A 19,628-nucleotide genomic window follows, 5' to 3' on the forward strand; every position below is an offset into this window, starting at 1 on the left:
TTACAGCTTGCAAATTAAGCCCGCTATGCGGGCTTAATTACTTGCTATCCACTTAGCTACACCCAATGCTTCCATTACAAATTCAACAGACAAAGCGGCCAAAATCAACCCCATAATACGTGTTAGAATTGACGCACCGCCAGTGCCTATTAATTTTAAAATGCGACCACTGAGTAATAACAACACAAGTGTTATTAACAACACCCCTAGCATATTTAGAGCCGTTATAACTTGCTCTTTTATGGTGTATATATGGTTATCCGTTATTAAGATAACTGCCAATATTGCTCCAGGTGAAGCCGTTGCTGGGATAGCTAAAGGAAAAACGGAAATATCATGTTGCGGTTCAATATCCCCCTGTGAAGAATCATCAGCAAATATCATTTGCAGGCCAAATAAAAATAAAATGATGCCACCAGCAACCTGAAATGATAACAAGCTAATGCCCATTGCACTCAATAGTAACTGACCAATAACTATGGCGCCTATAAGTACAATGGCTGCATATCCCACCGTTTTAAAGGCTGTTTTGCGCCGCTTTTTAGCAGGTAATTTTGCCGTTAGAGCAGCAAACAGTGCCATCGTGCCTATTGGGTCAATTGTGGCCCAAATAACTAAAAAATCATGCAGTACTTTATCTAACATACACACCTTAACATTTAAAAGCTGTGCTCTTAGATTAGCAATAAAGCATGGGGATAAATATCAAAAGTGACTCTTTTTCATACTTTCGCAATGGTTGCTTGCTTCTTTGTAATGATTCAATGAAGCGATAACATGAGCAATAGTGCCATTATTATTCGCAATAGGTTGAACATCACTCGTGTTAAAAGATGCCTCTATTTGCTTGTAAACCTGCTGCCACTCAGGAATTGATTCAATAACCTTTTGCTGGTCAGTTATAAATTCTCTCCAACGACTGACTTGTGACTGCAACGTTTCTTTTAGCTCTGTGGCGCATTGCTGTCGAAAGTCTTCAACTTGATAATTAAACGCACGTAGCTGCAAACTTTCAACAGGGAGTACATCAACAAGCTTATCAAGTGGCGCATCATGGTGATATTCATTTCGCAAATAGGCTAAATGGTGCAAAGTATAATAATGTGCAGGCTCAATAAACGTACTAAATGTTAGTAGTGTATTGATATTAGCCTGATTGGCATTATCAGCTAACACGTTTTCAAGACGAGAAATAAATTGCGCCTTATGTTTACTACCATGTTGTATGGCAAATTCATCCATAATCGCTAAACGGCGATACATATCTCGCTCATCGGTCATACTCTTGGGTGACCAAAAACGCTCAGCAATAGCATAAACGCGTGGCCAAAGGCGTGTATCTATGGTGTCTGTCGTGATTAGCTCCGCCCATATTGTCGCCTCACCGCCCAATACTTCGCCTGACTTTTTCACCTGCTGCGTATCGTGTAATGTTTGATTAAGCACTTGAATACTGGGTTTCTCATCAGGTTTAGTCTGTAAGTCATACGGGGTATTGCCAACAAATGCTGGTAAGTTACTCACTTTGTTAGTCGCAACAACCAGCATCGTAGGCCCCATCCATGTATCAATTAATACTTCGAACCCTGCTGCTCGTTGTTTCACATTTTTTGTTATAAACGCCCCTTTGCCTGTTATCGTAACTAAAGCGGCAAGCTCTGAATTGGCAGTTGTAAATACACTTATGTCGCCGGTAACAGCACTGCCCTTAAGGCGTGTTAGAGTAAACTGTGCGCTGCTTAAAATGTTGCTTGCGGTTAATGAGTCACGCTTTATAGGCTCAGGGTGATTACGATAATGGTAATTTGTCCATTGTGGCTGATCGATGTAAAAACCACTGGATAATAAACCGTCAAACCCTGCCTTTTGAATGGCAGCAAGAGAATGATGACCACGCCAAGACTGCACTAATGTTTGCTTAGGTAGTGTTGGATGTAATACTTCATCCCAACCAATCATTTTGCGATTATATTTAGCTAAGATTTTAGCAACACGTTGATTAAAATAAGCATGTAATGCGTGGCTATCTGGTAAGTCATGCTCAGCCATAAACGCTTGTATTTTTTTATTTTCTTGCCAGTCACGCGCATCCACTTCGTCACCACCGATGTGTAAATAAGCGTCGGGAAATAGCTCCGTTAGCTCTTTTACAACGTCCTCTACAAATGTATACACTTTTGGATTACTAGGGTCTAATAAGGGTCTAAATACCCCCCAATGGCGCTCTATCGACGTAGGGGTTGTCCCACTGCCGAGCTCAGGGTAAGCAAGCACAATACTGCTCGCGTGCCCTGGCACATCAAACTCCGGCACCACTCGAATACCTAACTGTGCGGCATAGCCAACCACGTCTTTAATCTGCTGCTGTGTGTAATAAAGCCCATCCGAAGCATGTTGATGTAATTTAGGGTAACTTTTAAGCGCTATACGCCAGCCTTGATCATCTGTGAGGTGCCAATGAAATACATTCATTTTTGCTAAAGCAAGCCCTCTAAGGGTACGCTTTACATCTGCAATTGGTAAAAAGTGCCTAACGCTATCAAACAGTAGTCCTCGCCACGGGTACGCTGGCGTATCATCAATTTTGATCGCACTCAGTAAGTAAGGCTGCTTTGTTGAAAACACTAACTGCGACAAGGTGCTAAATCCTCGGAGCATACCAAACTGAGTCGCGCTCTTGAGTAAAATACCTTGAGAACTAATACTCAACTGGTAACTTTCATCCACACCTAAAGTAGGGACTGCGGGTAGCCAGTTATCAACGTCGATAACCAGCTGTGCTTTATTTTTTTCTACCCAATTGACCTTTGCAAACTGCTGAATAAACGCAGCGTGCTCAAATAACCCTTCACTAGGGTCTCGGTATTTCTCAGCTATATAGACAGTTAAGTTTTCTTGAGCTAATTGAAACTTGCCTTCAAGCTCTTTGATATTTGCAGGCATCGGCATTAAAGGTAATGATTTAGCATGCGCAACACTTAGTATCCAAAGACTACAAAATACAACGCGTAAAATAAATGACATGGTTTAACCCTCACTATGCTCTAATTGAATGTTGGTTGCGACTATCGCCCCTTTAGCAACGATAACTTGACTCGCCAATTGCTGAGCAATCTCTACGGCGTATGTAATGGATCCCGTAGGTAAAAAAGCAGCTAAAAAGCCAGCACTAAAAGCATCTCCAGCTGATGTTGTATCTATAACCTGTGTTACAGGCGTCACAGGAAAGCGTTGCAATGTTCCATGCTCAAGCACCAGTGTATCTGCCAGTCCTTGCTTTATCACAACAAGGTCAGATGAACATTGTTGGTAAAACGCGACTAACTGCTGCTCTGTGCATTCACCAAACACCCCATAATGATCATCATCGGTAACAAACAAATAATCAGCAAGCTGGAATGCTTTTTTAAAGTACCCAGCAGCATCGTCTGATTGCCAAAGTACAGACCGATAATTACTATCGAAAATCACTTTGCCGCCTGCCGTTTTAAAGGAATGCAATGCATCTAATAATAATTGTCGGCTTGGTGTATCTAAAATAGCTATACTAATCGCTGAGAAATAACAATGACTCATATTTCCTTCGCGCAAGGCATTAACGAACCTGTGCTGTGTATCTAAATAAAAATACTGCTTGGCAGCGCTGTCATCACGTTCATAACTAAAATTACGCTCTCCTTTTGCATCGGTTGTTATACCGTAGCTACCAAGGGTTTTATTCGCTGCTATTTGCAAGTAGTCAAGCGACAAGCCCTGCTTCTGCCAAAGGCAACGTGCAACGTCACTTACTTCATCACTACCCAGCGCCGTTACAAAGTTTACCTTCGTATTTTTTAATTGTAAGCGCTTAAAATACACCGCAGTATTATAAACATCGCCACCAAATCGAATGCTGTTATCACCGTCAAGCTCTTGCATTGCTTCGCCAAAAAAGGCCACATTAATCATGCTGCATCGCCTCTCTTTGCTTATTTAAAATTGCTAATGCTTGTTCGCTACTGCAGCGCTGTTTTGGGGTAAGTAAGGTCACAATAATACAAAGCAGCATTGATGCAGATGTTGCTGGAATAATGGGGTTACTCCAATAAGCTTGCCAACTTGGCGTTAAAATTACCGCCATTGACACAATAAATGACACTAATAATGCCGTCATAGCGCCCTGCCAATTAAATCGGGGCCAAAAATGCCCAAGCAGTACACAAACACACAACCCCGACATCAATGTCGCAATCATATTGGTGATGTAACCAATGACATCGTTAGTAAGTAACGCCAAAAGTAAAGCCGTGCCAATTGTTAGCACTAAACCTATGCGTGATAGCAAAACGACCTCACTGGCATGTGGCATCCGTTTAAATACCAGCATATAGATATCACGAATCAATACACTTACCGCCGCAATGGCATCGGAACTGGCACTTGAAATAGTGGCTGAGAGTCCAGCAATTATTACCAACGCCGCCAAGCCAAAAGGAAGAAGCTCAAAGGCCATATAAGGAAATGAAAAGGCACTATTTTCAAGGGTTGGGTTGAGCTTGTATGCAGCCATACCTATTATGGCAGGTACAATTGCAAACAGCAGATATAAACCGCCAGATAAATAAAATGACTGACGAATACTGCGAACATGCTTGCCAGAATATATCCGTTGGCGAAATGACGGTGCAACGAGTACGCCAACCAAGACTGCAAAAAACAACGAAATACCATGTACAACACCTATTTTATCGAGTGATAAAAAGCTTTGATTCAGTACAGGTTGTGCTTCGTTGATCATCATCAAACCATCCGCTTGATAGAGCGCAACACCCGCCATCAAGAAAAACCCTATAAACAATACTAGAGCTTGAATAGAGTCTGTCCACACAACGGCAACATAGCCACCTATTACCACATAAATACTAAACCCAAGAGCAATGAACAATTTAGCACTCAGTGGTGATAATCCCGTTAACCAAGCCAAATACATTCCGCCGCCTAGAATATGGGCACCAAGCCAGCCAATACTGGCTACAAAAATGAATATAGCGATAGTATTTTTAACAAGCGGATCAGCCCCAACATAAAAAGAAACCTCTTCGCTCATGGTCATAAATTCATGCTTTCTGACAGGTGCAAATAGCTTTGCTAGCAGCAAGATGCCGCATGCTCCACCAAGCCCATAAATCATCCCTGCCCAGCCATTGTTATAAGCAAAGCCAACTGCCCCCATTGAGGAGCCCGTGCCAACCATAGTCGCAACGGTTGTACCCAAGGTTAAAATAAAAGGAAGATTTCGTCCGCCTAGTAAAAAGTCGTCACCGGTTTTGCTATTACGACTTACCCACCAGCCAAACCAGATCATAAAAATCAGGTAGCCTAAAAAGGCCATTAGTAATTGCCACTTCATACAACATCCTGCTTCACCTCAGCCAAATTATTATCATTGCTTTATGCTTATTACATGGCTTTGGTGCTTATAATTATTTTTATGTATGAGTTCAACAGCCTAAGCTGTCGAACTTTTTTAATTTATGGGGCTTTATAACACGTCACATCGACTTCAACTTTGCAGTCAACAACAAGGTCTGCGACGGCACAAATTCGAGCAGGCGGGTGCTCACCAAAAAACTCTTTAAACACCTTATTAAATGATTGAAAGTAACGCGCATCCGTTAAAATCACTTTGACATGCGCAACATGTTCAAGGCCATAACCCGCTTCATCCATAATATCGATGCAGTTTTGAATCGCTAAACGAGACTGATCGATAATGCCACCTTCAACCACTTCACCGTCTTTCATTGGCGTTTGCCCAGACACCATCAACCAGCCCCCAGCTTCGATGGCTCGTGCAAAAGGTAAATGCTGACCACCGGTGCCTGTACCGCCCTCTGTTCCTATACGTTTAATCATATTACTCTCCAGTTGAAGTTAAAAACTTGCCCGAATATGCAGGCATTACTTGGTCATCAATAAAGGTTGGTTGACCATTGGTCCATACTCTGTGAATACCTGATGCTGGTAATTCAGAGTCAATAAATGTGGCGTTATCGCAAATAGCATCGCTGTCAAAAAGCACCAAATCAGCAAACTTTCCTACGCTAATCTCACCACGGTCAGTTAAACCGTAATTACGAGCACTGAGTCCTGTCATCTTATGTATTGCTGTTGCGAGTGAGAAAATGCCCTCATCACGTGCGTACTTACCTAATACACGAGGAAACGATCCCCATAAACGAGGATGCGGATGGGGATCACACGGCAGACCATCGGAGCCAATCATGGTTTTTTCAAAGGCTAGAATCATTGCCACATCTTGCTCATCAAGCCCATGATAAACAGCACCAGCCGGTTGCAGCTTTTTAGCACTTTCAAGTAACGACAGCTGCCATGTATCTGCAATATCTTGCAGCGAACGCTCCGCCATTTCGGGGTGAGGATCTGACCACGTTATAAAAATTTCGAAGTCGCTGGTCACTTGTTTTAAGTCCAAAGTGCTTGAACTGGCTGCATAAGGGTAAGCATCGCAACTGCAACGAGAGTGCGAACCTTGGTTTGAAAACCGATTAATCAGCTCTGGCGCACGTCCCCAGTTATTTTTACCAGCGCATTTCAAATGCGAAATAATAACTTTTATATCAAAAGCTTGCTCCATCGCAAACGCTTCATCCATCGCCTCAATGACAGCGTCAAACTCAGTACGCAAATGAGTTGTATAGATAGCGTCATGGGCTTTTAAAACAGGGCCAAAGGCTTGAACTTCATCACTGGGTGCCTGATTCGCATTTTTATAAGCAAGCCCCGTACTCAAGCCAATCGCGCCAGCTGCAAGAGCAGCATCAAGCTCTTTACACATATGCTTAATCTCTGCATCATTTGCACCTCGCAAAAGATCATCCATGACATTATTACGCAATGTAGTATGGCCTACTAAAGCCGCTACATTCACATTTGCAGGTCTTGCTTGCAAAGCGTGAATATAATCAGCCATGGTGGCAAATTTAAATTCACTAAGTGCCCCCAATAAGTTCATCGGATCTGGGGCTGCTTCATTTAGCACAGCAGGGGCTGCACTGATCCCACAATTTCCAGTAATGACCGTTGTGACACCTTGGCTGATCTTCGCAGCCATACTAGGATTGCGCAGTACTTCCAAGTCATCATGGGTATGTACATCAATAAAACCAGGCGCTAAGCATAACCCTTTTGCATCTATAACTTGTTTAGCAGGCAATTCGTTGAGCTTGCCAATTGCTATTATGCGATCATCGCTTATCGCTACATCAGTGATTGAGGCTTCATTACCTTGGCCATCAAATACCTTCGCGCCTAGAATCAATGTATCCACAGGCGGTGAGTCTTTGCTGTGCATCATTAATCTCCTAGTGGGGCGCGATCAGGTCCTTGGCGATATTCATCTAACTCGTGTTTAATACGACGTAGTTTTTCGCGTGATTTTTTCTGCGTTAGAATGGCCACTTCACTTGCTAGTACATCGACTGCGGCTAACATGGCATAACGCGCTGTACTCGGTGTGAAAATATAGTCAGATTCATTTGTTTTTATTGGTAAATGAATGGAGGCAGTGTTAGCAAGTTCACTCTCTGGGCAAATAGCAATCACTTTTGCTCCATAATCTTTCGCGATATTCGCTGCATCAATTAAGTCTTTGGTATAGCCTGTTAGTGATAACACCACCACAACATCACTCACATCGACACTTGCTGCTGTCATGCGCATCATTACAGGGTCACTGTAAGCATTGCTTAAAATATCAAGTCTGAATAATCGGTTGTGGCACTCTTGCGCAACCACTGAGCTTCCTCCACCCACACCAAAAATTAAACTATGACGACTATTTGCAATGTAATGAGCTGCTTGCTCAACATCCGTTTGATTAATTAGCCCTGCATTGACATCTAAAATGTCATGAATGGCCTGATAAATTGCCGGTATATCTTCACGCTGAGTGTTATTTTCAGTGATAAAACGCTCACCAACCGCTAAAGATTGCGCTAACTGCAACTTCATATCACGGACATTATTACAACCAAGCGCTTTCGCTAGACGCGTAATTGATGCATGACTCACGTTTGCTTTGTCAGCCAAATCACTAATGCTTGCCGAGGCTGCAAATTGCAAATCAGCTAAAATTAACTGAGCAACAGCTTGTTCTGATTGGCGTAGATGACCCAAACGCTCTTTTATTCTTGAAACTATATCCAAACGTCTTTCTCCTAAAAATAAGTCTCGACGACATCAACCACATTGTAGTTATCGTCTATTACGTTGATGTAGCGCCACTTATCGAATGTTAAGCACGGATGAGAGGTAGCAAAGGCTACAATGTCGCCAACACGAAGTGTGGTATCATTGGGTACTTTCATCATGGCATGCTGGTCCATCATTTTTTCTATTTTCCAATTGCTATTTGCAGCGCTTATTTGCCCTTGTTGATCAACATGAAGTGTTGGGATTGGAAACCCTGCATCAAACGCTGCATCTCGTTTACCAAAACCTATTATGGCCCTTCCTGGCTCGGGCATTGACTGCACATACGCCCAAATTTCTAAGCAAGATGTCAGCTCACTCCCCAAAGAGCATGCCAATTCATTGCGCGCTAATATTTGCTGTTGAGCTTGCTCATAAATTCCCTGATCATGAGTGACATAACAACCAGGTCGCAACACGGCTAGCATATTCTCGGTTAAATTATCTGGATGAAATGCCTCACACACTAAATCGTAGTAAGCCGACCCACCAGCGGTGATCATCACTTGCTTAGTATCAAACACATTATCGGCGATAAGCTGTTTGCAGGTCGCAACCGCATACTCAAGAAATTGACTCACGGCAAGGGGATCGCCCAGCACACCTTCATAAACCTCTATACCCGCTAGAGCTAATGAATCGAATTTTGCTATTTCTGCGATCAACTCTGCCAATAATTGACTGTTAACCACACCACAGCGGCCATCAGGAACGCCAAGCTCAATCAGTACATGAATGGTGTGCTGAGTATTAGCAAAGTACTCACCAAGCATGCGTACGTTATCAAGGTTATCGACCAAGCAATAAAATACAATCTCATTGCTACTGAGCAAATCATCAAGCTGTTGATAGTTTGCCCGACCAATCAATTGATTTGCCATCAAAACTCGCTCAGCGCCACTCGTTACTGCTGCAACAGCTTGAGCTGTGGTTGCCACAGTAATTGCATATGCTCCAGCCGCTAATTGTTTTTTAAAGATGGCAGGTGTCATGGTTGTTTTACCATGCGGAGCAAATAACACATGGCTTTGGTTGGTATAGTCAGCCATCCAGCTAATGTTATTCAATAGGCGTGATTCATACAGACACAAACATGGCAAACTGACATCTTGCTGTGCAATGTTCCACCCTGATTTGTGAAGCTGCTGAACATTACCGAGTCCTTTATTGGCTCGGCTTACGGTTTCCAAGTTTGCAACGCTTAATTTTTTCATTCAAAAACTCTTCATATAAATCAGCTGGTTAATTACTTTTCATTAAAAACCATACAAAAAATGTGACTTATTTAATGTAATAGGTATTGCAATTTTGTTAAATCTAATGTTAATTAATAACACAGCAACAGTCAATACGTGTTACAAATTAACAGAAGATAATAATTAACTTTAAAAATACAGGATGAGGAACGTTTAAAATGAAAACTAAAACCCGTCACCAACATACACTCTCGCCAAGCATAACGGCTAAGGCTGTGGCAGCTGTCATTTGTGGGCTAAGTGGCCTAAATACAGTAGCCGCACAGCAAAGTGATTTGACAAACGATGAAATAGAAACCATCGAGGTACGTGGTATTGCAGCCAGTAACAAGCAAGATATTAATAACAAACGCTTTAGTACTGGTGTGATGGATTCAATCACCGCAGAAGATATTGGTAAATTACCCGATGTGACCATTGCAGATACTCTACAACGTATACCCGGTATTCAAATTCGTCGCTCAGCAGGCGAAGGATCAACGATTAATGTTCGTGGTATGCCGCAAGTGACAACGCTGTTAAATGGCGAACAATTTTTAAGTGCAGGCTCAATTACAACACTTCAACCTGACTTCACTGACGTACCTGCTGCGCTTTTATCGGGTATTGATGTACTCAAGTCTCCGCAAGCCGATATTCTCGCTGGTGGTATTTCAGGCACATTAGATCTAAAAACTCGCCGCCCATTCGACTTAGAACAAGGCACGACTTTTTCATTTACAGGCGAAGCGTCACGCGGCAGCTTATCAGAAGAAACCGATCCTAAATTAGTGGCATTTGCGGGCTATAACAATGACAAATTTGGTATTATTTTCACTGCCGCTTATGATGAAAGTACACTTGCTAACTATCGTAATGGCACGATTTTAACCTCCAACGAGATTCAAAATGAAACCTCACGAGATTTCAATGGTGATGGAGACTTAAACGACAGTTACTACAGCCAACGTTTTTATGGCGTAATGCACCGAGAAACCGAACGAGATCGCCTCGGCTTAAACACCACAGTGCAATATCAGTTGTCTGATTCACTGACTTTTACTGGTGATATATTCTATACCGACATGGATGATGCGGATCGCAAGCAAGGGATGATGGTCGATAATGCGCGCGGCGAAATTTGGGCTTATTCAGATAACTTTATACCACGCCTCGACAACGACCGTGGTGGGCAAATTTACACTGTTAACGACGCCACATTAGAAGCACGACGTGTCAGTGCTTATTCAGAAAGCTTAACCAATGATCGTGAATCAACTAACGCAAGCTTACTCTTTGAATACCAAGGAGATGGCCCTCTTTCAGGTGAGTTCAGATACATACATGGTAGTGCCGAGCGCGGTCATACCGAAAATGTAGCGCATGGTTATTTAACCTCTGGCGCACAACATGGCCTACTTAGGAACGACGGCACAGGTGCAACACCGGTTAACCCAAATGGTGTTGGCCCAGATCCTGTCATGGTTGATTTCTCTCGTACTGGCGAGTACATCACCCTAGGTTTTGAGGAAGGCTTTGGCAGCGATATCAATCAATATAACCTAGTATCAACTTACTCAGAAAACAACTTCGAAGAAGAAGCAACGCTTGATGTTGCTAGACTTGATGGCCGTTATGAATTTTCAACAGACCACCTCACTAACGTCGATTTTGGATTACGGGCATCAAAACGCGATGTCGAGCGCGAAACGTATATTTTAGTGGCACCATTTACATCTGGTGATATTACCGCTGATGTCATGTGGAAAGACTCTGGGGCCTCTTTAGGCGATACCAATGGCGATGGTGAAAACAGCGTTGCGGGTGGTGATTTAACGATTGGTCATCCCAACTATTTTAGTGATTTACCAGACGGCTGGGTAAACCAAATAAATGACTTTGGACCAGGTGGTGTAGGACAAGGGTTTTATCTTATCGATCCGAAGGTAATGGATGACCCTATGGCATTCCAAAATGCTATTTACCCAGGCAATAAACGACTGGCTAACCCATCACGCACTTACAAAGTAAAAGAGCAAACCCAATCAGCTTACTTTAAATTTAATTTTGCAGGTGAGTTGGCTGATATGAGTTACACCGCAAATATTGGTGCGCAATACATCAAAACAGAACTCGACATGTTACAAAACCAACTCGGTTCAGCACGTCCATGTTCATTATGTACCGCGAGTGAAAAAACAGGTGAAAAATGGTTAAGTCGTGATTATTCAGACTTCCTACCATCAATGAACTTTAATTTAAACCTCACTGAAGATTTCATTCTACGTGCTGGTTACGGCAAAACAATGACAACGCTGGACATTGGTAAACTTGCAGGCGGCATCAGTGTTGGTCGTACTCGTGCTGGTGATATCCTCGCAGCTGAACTCGGTGTGAGCCCAGACTTACTCGTTGCGGTACAAGGCACGCAAAATGGTAACCCAGATTTAGAGCCTTGGCGCGCAACTAACTATAACTTATCTGCCGAGTGGTATTTTAATGAAAGTGGCTTATTAAGTATTTCTGCTTTCTTAATGGATATAGAATCATTTGTCGAAAGTGGCACTGTAATGCTAGGTCTGCCAGACATTGACGGCGTAATTCGTCGCGAAGTACCTGTAACGACCGAAATTAATGGCGAAGGTGGTGAAATCAAAGGCTTTGAAGTTACCTATCAACAAGCATTCGACTTCTTACCAGAACCTTTTGATGGTTTAGGTACATCTCTAAACTTTACCTATGCCCCAAGTGACAGCGCTAACGTCGATGCTTACGGTAAGAGCTTACCAATTCAAGACAACTCTGAAAAATCAGCTAATGCTGTTTTATGGTATGAAAAAGGCCCATTACAACTTCGCTTAGCTGCAAACTATCGTAGTGATCGTCTCGATAGCTTAAGCTCCGCTATGGGCGAAGGCGTGGTGCCATTTTGGACTAAAAGTACACTGTATTATGACATGTATGCTGGTTATGAATTTGCAGAAGACACGAGCATTTATACGTCAATCAGCAATTTAACCGAAGAAAAAGAAGATATATACGCCCAGTGGTCAGATAATGTGATCACTCAAAATATCTTTGAGCGTCGTATTACGCTAGGTATTCGTACACGCTTTTAAGCGTTAACTAAATTTGGCTCACTTCTGCCCAAGTGATAAAAGACTAACTTAGTCTTTTTAATGAACAACGCGCCGCGTGGTTTAGCCAAATACAAAACCAGTACAGACTCCCCTTGGTGCTGTACTGGTTTTCTCGTTGTTACTGTATGAATATGTTAATATTATAAGCCTAACCAGTTCTACCTAGGCTATGTGATGACATCTCGTTTTTTTAACTCTATGCTGTGTGCTTCTGTATTACTAAGCTCAGCTCTTTTTTTACAAGGCTGCCAAGAGCAACCTAAAAGTAACAATATCAAAGTCGATGGTGGATTAATCCAAGGACAGCAACAAGGTCGCGTAATAACTTATAAAGGCATTCCTTATGCAGCTCCCCCTGTCGGTGATTTACGCTGGCGAGCACCGCAGCCTGTGCCAAAATGGCAAGATGTGAAAGTGCTTAGCAATTACGCCCCTGACTGTATGCAAAAACCATTTGCTGGCGATGCTGCACCGCTTACAACAACGCCATCGGAAGACTGCCTTTATTTAAATGTATTTAAACCCACTAAACACAGCGATACTCCTTACCCTGTTGTAGTATGGATACACGGTGGTGGCTTTGTAAATGGTGGCGCATCTCCCGCTGTTTACTCAGGCGAAAGCTTTGCTAAACAAGGCGTTATTTTTGTTAGCTTTAATTATCGATTAGGCCGATTTGGCTTTTTTGCCCACCCTGCTCTTACTCGTTTTGAAAACGATGCACTGGGCAACTACGCATTAATGGATCAAATTGCCGCCCTTGAGTGGGTAAAACAAAATATCGCTCAATTTGGTGGTGATGCTTCTAAAGTGACACTTATGGGTGAATCTGCTGGTGGCGCATCGGTGCATGCAATGATGCAAACCCCTGCTGCCAATGGCTTATTCCAACAAGCGATTATTATGTCAGCCGGCGGACGAGAGCTATTTAAGCAGTTGCCGCTTAAGAGTGATGACAACACTGTATTAAGTGCCGAAAAAATTGGCGAAAACTTTGCCAAGCAACACACCATTTTAGGCAGTGATGAAAATGCCCTTGCGGCGCTACGTGAGTTACCTGCACAAGACGTGGTTGATAACCTCAATCTGAGCACATTAAACCGACAAAATAATGATCAGTCTACTTACGTTGGCGGGCCAATTATTGATGGCACAATCATCAATTCGGCCACTGAAGCGCGCTTGAGTAAAGGCACATTTAGCCATGTTGCAACCATGGTTGGCACCACAGATATGGATTTAGGCTTTGCTAATTTTGCTTCAAAAGAGTCACTGTTCGCAAGCTTTGCTCCGCACAGTACACAAGCAAAAATGACTTACGATGCAAATGGCAAAACACCATTACCTTTACTCAATTACCAAGTAGGTCAAGATGCTTTAATGCAAGAGCCAGCAAGGTTCGTTGCAAAACGTGTGACAGATATGGGTAATGATGCCTTTTTATATCGTTTTGGTTATGTTGCACAAACCTTAGATAAACCTGGTGCAGAGCACGCCAGCGAAATCCCGTACTTTTTTAATACTGTGGCAGCTAAATATGGGCATGTCACCACCGAGCAAGATAAGCAAGCCGCTAAAATAATGCACCGTTATGTGACTAATTTTATTAAATTAGGCACACCAAATGGCCCAGGTTTACCAGCATGGCAAGCATATAAAAATGATGAATCTTTTATACTGCAAATGAGCAAGTCAGGGACTGCAGAGTTTTTACCTGATCCATTACAAGCGCGCTTAAACATCACAGCAACAAAAGCCGAACAGCAGTAAAATCAATTAAATAAGGCGCTTAATATAAGCGCCTTATTTTTTACCCTTGCTGCTGCACATACTCAAGCGCAGTCATCTTGTGGTAGGTTACATTAGGATGAAATACGTGAGTAGGATCGGGGTCAACCACGTCAATTGGTGTGCCTTGGCTGCGTGCAATATCAAGTGCCATTTGCGTAATATTGACGCTAAACGAGGTGCCGATAAACACGATTTTATCGGCATCGAGCATGCGCTGTTGCGCCTCAGAAATTCGATAAAGTTCAGTGTAGTATTCATCAAATAACAATACGTAAGGCTTAAACGATTCGTTAAGCTTGGGGCTTTCATTACTGATATTGAACACCTCAAGCAATGAGTTGTGTAGATTGTCTTCGTTGACCTTATCCCACGGTGCGTTAAACGCCATTGCATCGTCACCTTGGTGGTGAAACAGTGTCATTTGATCTAAGCGACCATGAATAGCAATAAAATCGGTGTTACCTGCTTTGCCATCAAGACCATCTATATTTTGCGTAATGAGATTTTTATCACTCAACCAATGATGTACCTCATTGGGACCGTGATGCCGATACGTTGCAAAACGATGATAGTACCAAGCTAGAAACTCGCGGGGATTGTTTTCGTACATAGCACGGGTTGCCATTTCCATCGGCGTGTAATTTTTGCTACCAATGGTCCAAAAGCCATCTTCGCCACGAAAGGTCGGTATACCGCTAGCGGCACTCACTCCCGCCCCAGTAATATAGAGTGTATTCATAAAGAAAGGGCCACCTTGTAACCAAGTGCATCGGCTGTCACTTGTTGATTATTGTCCATACCACCAAGACGATACAAACTTCCTTGGTGCTCTAATAAACCTCGATGATCCATGCTCGCAGTATCGGCTTTTGGCATCACTTGCCAACTGTTTTTATCAACATCAAAGCGCCAAACATGATCACTCGCTGGCGCTGGTTTACCGTCGTATCCCATGCCATTGTAGTTATATGGGTTATCAGAGCCGCCCATCATATAAATGTCGCCATTAAAACTGGTTGCAGCCATACGGTAATGGGCAACACCTGTTGGATGTGGCACGGTACGCCAATCTATTTTTAATGGGTTATTTGCATCAATCGTGCCTTTTAAACACTGTGCAACCGTAGCAAAAGAACGACGCTTATCTGCATTCGCCTGTGTTTTTACACCATCACACACCAAAATTGTGTTACCACTAATTGCCGCCGCTTGGCCAAACACCGGTCGACCTAAAAAGGGCGAAGCCTGTTGCCATGTATCTGTTTGCGTATCATACACTTGTACAAGGTTAACATTGCCATCGTTATGCCAACCACTGACTAAATAGATATAACGCTGCTTATATGAAAGCGCCACACTGTCATCCACCGGCACTGGCATATTAGCAAGTTGCGTATATGAATTAGAGCGCACATCATAGCGATATACATCGGGTGTAGAGATTTCTTGATGATCGGCGCTAACGGTATAGCCACCAAATACATAGGCATGTTGACCAACACCCACTGCGGTACTCGCTAAACGACCAGTAAGGGGCAATGTACTTGGCACCGCTTTAGCCGCTTGCCACGCGTTATCGCCCACTTTGAGTACCCATACTTTATTGTGAACATCATTGTGTGCTTTGCCTGCCCCCAAGCCCATAAAGCTTAAAAAGTAGGCGTGTTCATCAATAACAACTTTGGCTACAGCGTTGTTGGCAACGGGCTCAGGTAAGGCGGGTATGGTTGCAAGTGCAACAGAAAATAGCAGGCTCATAAAATAAATAGATAACTTAACACATCGCTTAAGAATACCACTTTATGAGCCTGAAGAAAGACTCGTTATTAGTAAGCAATACTAATGCATTGATTTAAATGTGCTGCCGACTGTGCTTCATCAAGCATTGCTTTTGCATAATCGGTGACTGATATTTTGCTTTCGCCGTTTGCATCAGTAAAAAAGCTATCGCCACCGACACGGTATGGACCTTCTGACTCACCAGGGTAAATAACCGCAGCGGGTGACACAAATGTCCATGGTGTATCTGTTGTTGATGCTCTAAATACATCAAGTGCCTCACCTTGAGCAATAGCTTCTGCTTTGTATTCAGCAGGAAAATCAGGGCTTGATACCAGTGTTACACCGGGTGCCACTTCTAAGCTACCAGCACCGCCCACCCATAAAATGCGTGTGCCAGTACCTGCAAGCGCGTTTAGTAATTGCTTTGCTGTGTTTGCCACAATTTCATGGTTACCTAAAGCACGCCCCCCAATTGCAGCAATAACAACATCGCTCCCCGCTGCTGCGCTTGCGATATCATCGTTTGTTAAATCAAATTCAGTCACAGTAACGTTATCTTGGGTTACTTTACCTGCGTCTCTAACTAATGCATTTACTTGATGACCACGTGCGATTGCTTCTGAAGTAATGTGACTGCCAATCCAACCAGTTGCGCCAATAACTGCTAATTTCATGAGGAATGCTCCGTTGTTTGTTTCAATGATTGCAGTTTACTTGTTCACTAATTACTGATAAACACACTATATAGATACACATTGTTTCAGTTGAAGATACCAATGGACAAACTCAATTCAATTACTAGCTTTGTCGAAGTTGCCCGTACAGGCAGCTTTACTCAGGCCGCTGAACATTTAGGCTTAAGCCGGTTACAAGTGTCTAGGCATATTCAAGATATTGAAAAGTGGCTAAATTTAAGGTTATTTCATCGCACAACACGAAAAGTAAGTTTAACAATTCAAGGAGAAGAAGCCCTTAGCTACTGCCAGCAAATACTAACTCAAGTGTCTGATTTACAAAGCCGTGCACACAGCCATAACAATGAATTGGTGGGGACTATTCGCGTTGCCTCCCCTATTGGGCTTGGCCAACATAAACTGTTTGATGCCATTGAAGTGTTTACCAAACGCCATCCACAGACGCGATTTGAGCTGTTACTTTCAGATAGTTTATCGCAGCTTGTTGATGACCGCGTTGATATCGCTTTGCGTTACATCCATCAGCCAGATGAAGGACTCATTGCCCGCAAGCTCATGTATATCGCAACCGCTGTGTGTGCATCACACGATTATTTAGCTGCAAACCCACCAATTAATGAACCGAGTGACTTAACTGCACACAATTGCCTTATTCATAACAAACACAACATTTGGCAATTTCAACGCGGTGACAACACACAAAAAGTCACTGTTAAGGGCAACATTGTTGCCAACGATATGGGCGTACTTCTAAAAGCAGCAAAACAAGGCATGGGGGTGGCTCACCTACCTTGTGACCTTGCTAATGACTATTTGGCATCGGGAGAGCTTGTTAAAGTACTGCCAGAGCATACAACTACAGGCTCTCACTTATGGGCAGTGTATTTATCACATAACTTCCAACAAAATGTGGTCAGAGCGTTCATCGACTTTTTAGCAGAGCACTGGCAACAGGATATCTTATAATCTAAATCTGCTGCAAATACGTATAGGCTATAAAAAGGAGCCGTAATGCAGCATTTAGATCATGAAATATCTCGTATTATAGAAATGGCGTGGGAAGACAGAACCCCATTCGAAGCGATAAACCGACAGTTTGGCTTAAATGAAAAAAGCGTTATCGCGTTAATGCGTGAGCAATTAACAAACTCAAGTTTTAAACTTTGGCGAAAACGCGTATCTGGGAGGCAAAGTAAACATATAAAACTTCGCCACCCTGATATTCTACGTGGTTATTGCAAAACTCAATATAAGCACAGGTAACATTATTTAAGTTGGTCAGCAAACTGACCAACAGCATCCACCACTTTTTGCGCGCCGTTTTGAATGTCACTCATTACTTTTCCAGATTCAGTTGCAAGGCTGTAACCTTGCTCAGCTTTACTTTTTCCTTGCTCAATTACCTCTACCGTATTTTGCGTCAGCGCTCTGTTTTGCTGTACAACATCAACTATTTCAACAGTCGCTTTCGAGGTACGCGAAGCTAACTGTCTTACTTCGTCGGCAACAACTGCAAAGCCCCTGCCTTGCTCACCCGCCCTTGCAGCCTCTATTGCTGCATTAAGCGCAAGTAAATTAGTTTGATCTGCGATACTGCTAATACTTTGTACAATATTAGCTATATGCTGAGATTGCTTATCAAGTGCAGCTATTTCCGTTGCTGCTTGCTCCATTTTTTTTGCAAGTTCATCCATAACATTCACCATATCGCCTAACACCTCAGCCCCCTGATGAGCAATTTGGTCAGTTTCTGTCGAGGTACTATAGGCAATCTCAGCAGCTTGAGAGACTGCCATTTCACGATTAACTTGCTCTGTAATGACTGTTGCAAATTTTACGATTTTATAAAGCTCCCCTTGCTCACAAAAAACGGGGTTATAGCTTGCCTCAAGCCAAACAGGTTCACCATATTTATTAATTCGTTTAAAGCGAGACGCAATAAACTCGCCCTTTTGAAGCTTTTTCCAAAAATCGGCGTAGTCTGCTGAGTTTGCCTCCTCGGGCTCGCAAAATATACTGTGATGCTTTCCCACTATTTCTTGTTTTGCGTAGCCCACACCTTGTAAAAACTGTTCATTCGCAGTAATTACATGGCCAGATAAATCAAACTCAATCACTGCCATTGAGCGATGAATCGCTTTTACTAAATCTTGGTTTTCTCTTGACGTTTCTATAGTTCGGGTAAGTGCACTGGCATGCAAAGTGAACTGCTGGAACTGCTGCTGCCTATTAATAACGGGATGCAAAATAACCCGCAACCACGCCTGTTCATTGTGGGCATTTACAAGTTGTACAGCACCGACCCATGCCTCTTTATCATCAAGCGCTTTTTTAAAGCTCTGGTAATGACGGGTCGTTCTTGCCAGTTCAGGCACTAAACTAAGAAGTGATTTGCCTATCAGTTGATTTTTCTCATAACCTAGTTCAACGGTTGCTTGCTCATTCAGTGACAAGATATGTGCATTTTTATCTAGTTCTAAAGTAAGCATTTTACTATCGAGCGTATTTTTTACTTGTGAAACAGTAAACAACTCATCGTCTAATTCAGTAACTTTATTCTTTAATGATTGACTAAAAAACATGGGACTCTTCACGTTAAGGTAAGAAAAAAATACACCTTGGTCTGATGTATAGGCGCGCACATAGCAAAATAGTATATGCATGCTTACTTTAACGTATTTGTTACAGTAAAGTCCCTATTTTTGCGATAATAGGAAAATTCTTAAGACGAA

The 19,628-nt window shown here is 42.7% G+C and carries 16 protein-coding genes and 1 pseudogene; 4 read left to right on the plus strand and 13 right to left on the minus strand.

Features of this window, described 5'->3' with window-relative positions; translation table 11 throughout:
• Nucleotides 1-33 precede the first annotated feature (33 nt).
• From PAARA_RS03470 to PAARA_RS03505, 8 genes are all read right to left on the minus strand, one after another.
• Nucleotides 34-645 carry a MarC family protein gene (locus tag PAARA_RS03470; protein ID WP_062567683.1) on the minus strand — a complete coding sequence of 204 codons (612 nt, stop codon included), beginning with the start codon at nucleotides 643-645 and terminating at the stop codon, nucleotides 34-36.
• Nucleotides 646-705: 60 nt separating this feature from the next.
• Nucleotides 706-3,024 carry a family 20 glycosylhydrolase gene (locus PAARA_RS03475; protein WP_062567684.1) on the minus strand — a complete coding sequence of 773 codons (2,319 nt, stop codon included), beginning with the start codon at nucleotides 3,022-3,024 and terminating at the stop codon, nucleotides 706-708.
• A 3-nt stretch (nucleotides 3,025-3,027) separates the two neighbouring features.
• Nucleotides 3,028-3,948 carry a sugar kinase gene (locus tag PAARA_RS03480; RefSeq protein ID WP_062567685.1) on the minus strand — a complete coding sequence of 307 codons (921 nt, stop codon included), beginning with the start codon at nucleotides 3,946-3,948 and terminating at the stop codon, nucleotides 3,028-3,030.
• Nucleotides 3,941-5,389: a sodium:solute symporter family protein gene (locus PAARA_RS03485; protein WP_062567686.1), complete on the minus strand. Its 1,449-nt coding sequence runs from the start codon at nucleotides 5,387-5,389 to the stop codon at nucleotides 3,941-3,943. Before PAARA_RS03485 ends, PAARA_RS03480 begins: the two co-directional genes overlap by 8 nt.
• Nucleotides 5,390-5,511: 122 nt before the next feature.
• Complete coding sequence (locus tag PAARA_RS03490) at nucleotides 5,512-5,895, minus strand: RidA family protein (RefSeq protein WP_062567687.1); 384 nt, start codon at nucleotides 5,893-5,895, stop codon at nucleotides 5,512-5,514.
• Between the two features lies 1 nt (nucleotide 5,896).
• Nucleotides 5,897-7,357 carry an N-acyl-D-amino-acid deacylase family protein gene (locus PAARA_RS03495; protein WP_209438165.1) on the minus strand — a complete coding sequence of 487 codons (1,461 nt, stop codon included), beginning with the start codon at nucleotides 7,355-7,357 and terminating at the stop codon, nucleotides 5,897-5,899.
• Nucleotides 7,357-8,208, minus strand: a complete 852-nt coding sequence (locus tag PAARA_RS03500) for a MurR/RpiR family transcriptional regulator (protein WP_062567688.1) — start codon at nucleotides 8,206-8,208, stop codon at nucleotides 7,357-7,359. Before PAARA_RS03500 ends, PAARA_RS03495 begins: the two co-directional genes overlap by 1 nt.
• A gap of 11 nt (nucleotides 8,209-8,219) precedes the next feature.
• Complete coding sequence (locus PAARA_RS03505; protein ID WP_062567689.1) at nucleotides 8,220-9,467, minus strand: amino acid deaminase; 1,248 nt, start codon at nucleotides 9,465-9,467, stop codon at nucleotides 8,220-8,222.
• A 200-nt stretch (nucleotides 9,468-9,667) separates the two neighbouring features.
• On the opposite strand from PAARA_RS03505, the gene PAARA_RS03510 reads away from it, so the two are divergent.
• Both PAARA_RS03510 and PAARA_RS03515 read left to right on the plus strand, forming a co-directional pair.
• Nucleotides 9,668-12,607, plus strand: coding sequence for a TonB-dependent receptor (locus PAARA_RS03510; RefSeq protein ID WP_062567690.1), 2,940 nt, complete (start codon nucleotides 9,668-9,670; stop codon nucleotides 12,605-12,607).
• A 195-nt stretch (nucleotides 12,608-12,802) separates the two neighbouring features.
• Complete coding sequence (locus tag PAARA_RS03515) at nucleotides 12,803-14,398, plus strand: carboxylesterase/lipase family protein (protein ID WP_062567691.1); 1,596 nt, start codon at nucleotides 12,803-12,805, stop codon at nucleotides 14,396-14,398.
• Nucleotides 14,399-14,438: 40 nt separating this feature from the next.
• On the opposite strand, the gene PAARA_RS03520 is transcribed toward PAARA_RS03515, so the two are convergent.
• From PAARA_RS03520 to PAARA_RS03530, 3 genes are all read right to left on the minus strand, one after another.
• Entirely contained in the window at nucleotides 14,439-15,158 is a 720-nt protein-coding gene (locus tag PAARA_RS03520) for an SIR2 family NAD-dependent protein deacylase (RefSeq protein ID WP_062567692.1), read from the minus strand.
• Nucleotides 15,155-16,177 (minus strand): Kelch repeat-containing protein, encoded by a 1,023-nt coding sequence (locus PAARA_RS03525; protein ID WP_062567693.1) that lies wholly within the window; start codon nucleotides 16,175-16,177, stop codon nucleotides 15,155-15,157. Before PAARA_RS03525 ends, PAARA_RS03520 begins: the two co-directional genes overlap by 4 nt.
• 68 nt (nucleotides 16,178-16,245) lie before the next feature.
• Nucleotides 16,246-16,875 (minus strand): NAD(P)-dependent oxidoreductase, encoded by a 630-nt coding sequence (locus PAARA_RS03530; RefSeq protein ID WP_062567694.1) that lies wholly within the window; start codon nucleotides 16,873-16,875, stop codon nucleotides 16,246-16,248.
• 102 nt (nucleotides 16,876-16,977) lie between these two features.
• On the opposite strand from PAARA_RS03530, the gene PAARA_RS03535 reads away from it, so the two are divergent.
• A complete protein-coding gene (locus PAARA_RS03535; RefSeq protein WP_062567695.1) occupies nucleotides 16,978-17,862 on the plus strand; it encodes a LysR family transcriptional regulator in 885 nt (294 codons plus the stop codon).
• Between the two features lie 45 nt (nucleotides 17,863-17,907).
• Nucleotides 17,908-18,159, plus strand: coding sequence for a TIGR03643 family protein (locus PAARA_RS03540; protein ID WP_062567696.1), 252 nt, complete (start codon nucleotides 17,908-17,910; stop codon nucleotides 18,157-18,159).
• Nucleotides 18,160-18,161: 2 nt separating this feature from the next.
• Here PAARA_RS03540 and PAARA_RS20950 read toward each other — a convergent pair whose 3' ends face one another.
• Both PAARA_RS20950 and PAARA_RS20955 read right to left on the minus strand, forming a co-directional pair.
• Complete coding sequence (locus PAARA_RS20950) at nucleotides 18,162-18,692, minus strand: methyl-accepting chemotaxis protein (protein ID WP_420806949.1); 531 nt, start codon at nucleotides 18,690-18,692, stop codon at nucleotides 18,162-18,164.
• A 12-nt stretch (nucleotides 18,693-18,704) separates the two neighbouring features.
• Nucleotides 18,705-19,559, minus strand: a pseudogene (locus tag PAARA_RS20955) (PAS domain S-box protein); the annotation flags it as partial.
• Between the last annotated feature and the right edge of the window lie 69 nt (nucleotides 19,560-19,628).

It is taken from the genome of Pseudoalteromonas arabiensis, assembly GCF_001550155.1.
In the GTDB taxonomy this organism is placed as follows: Bacteria; Pseudomonadota; Gammaproteobacteria; order Enterobacterales; family Alteromonadaceae; genus Pseudoalteromonas; species Pseudoalteromonas arabiensis.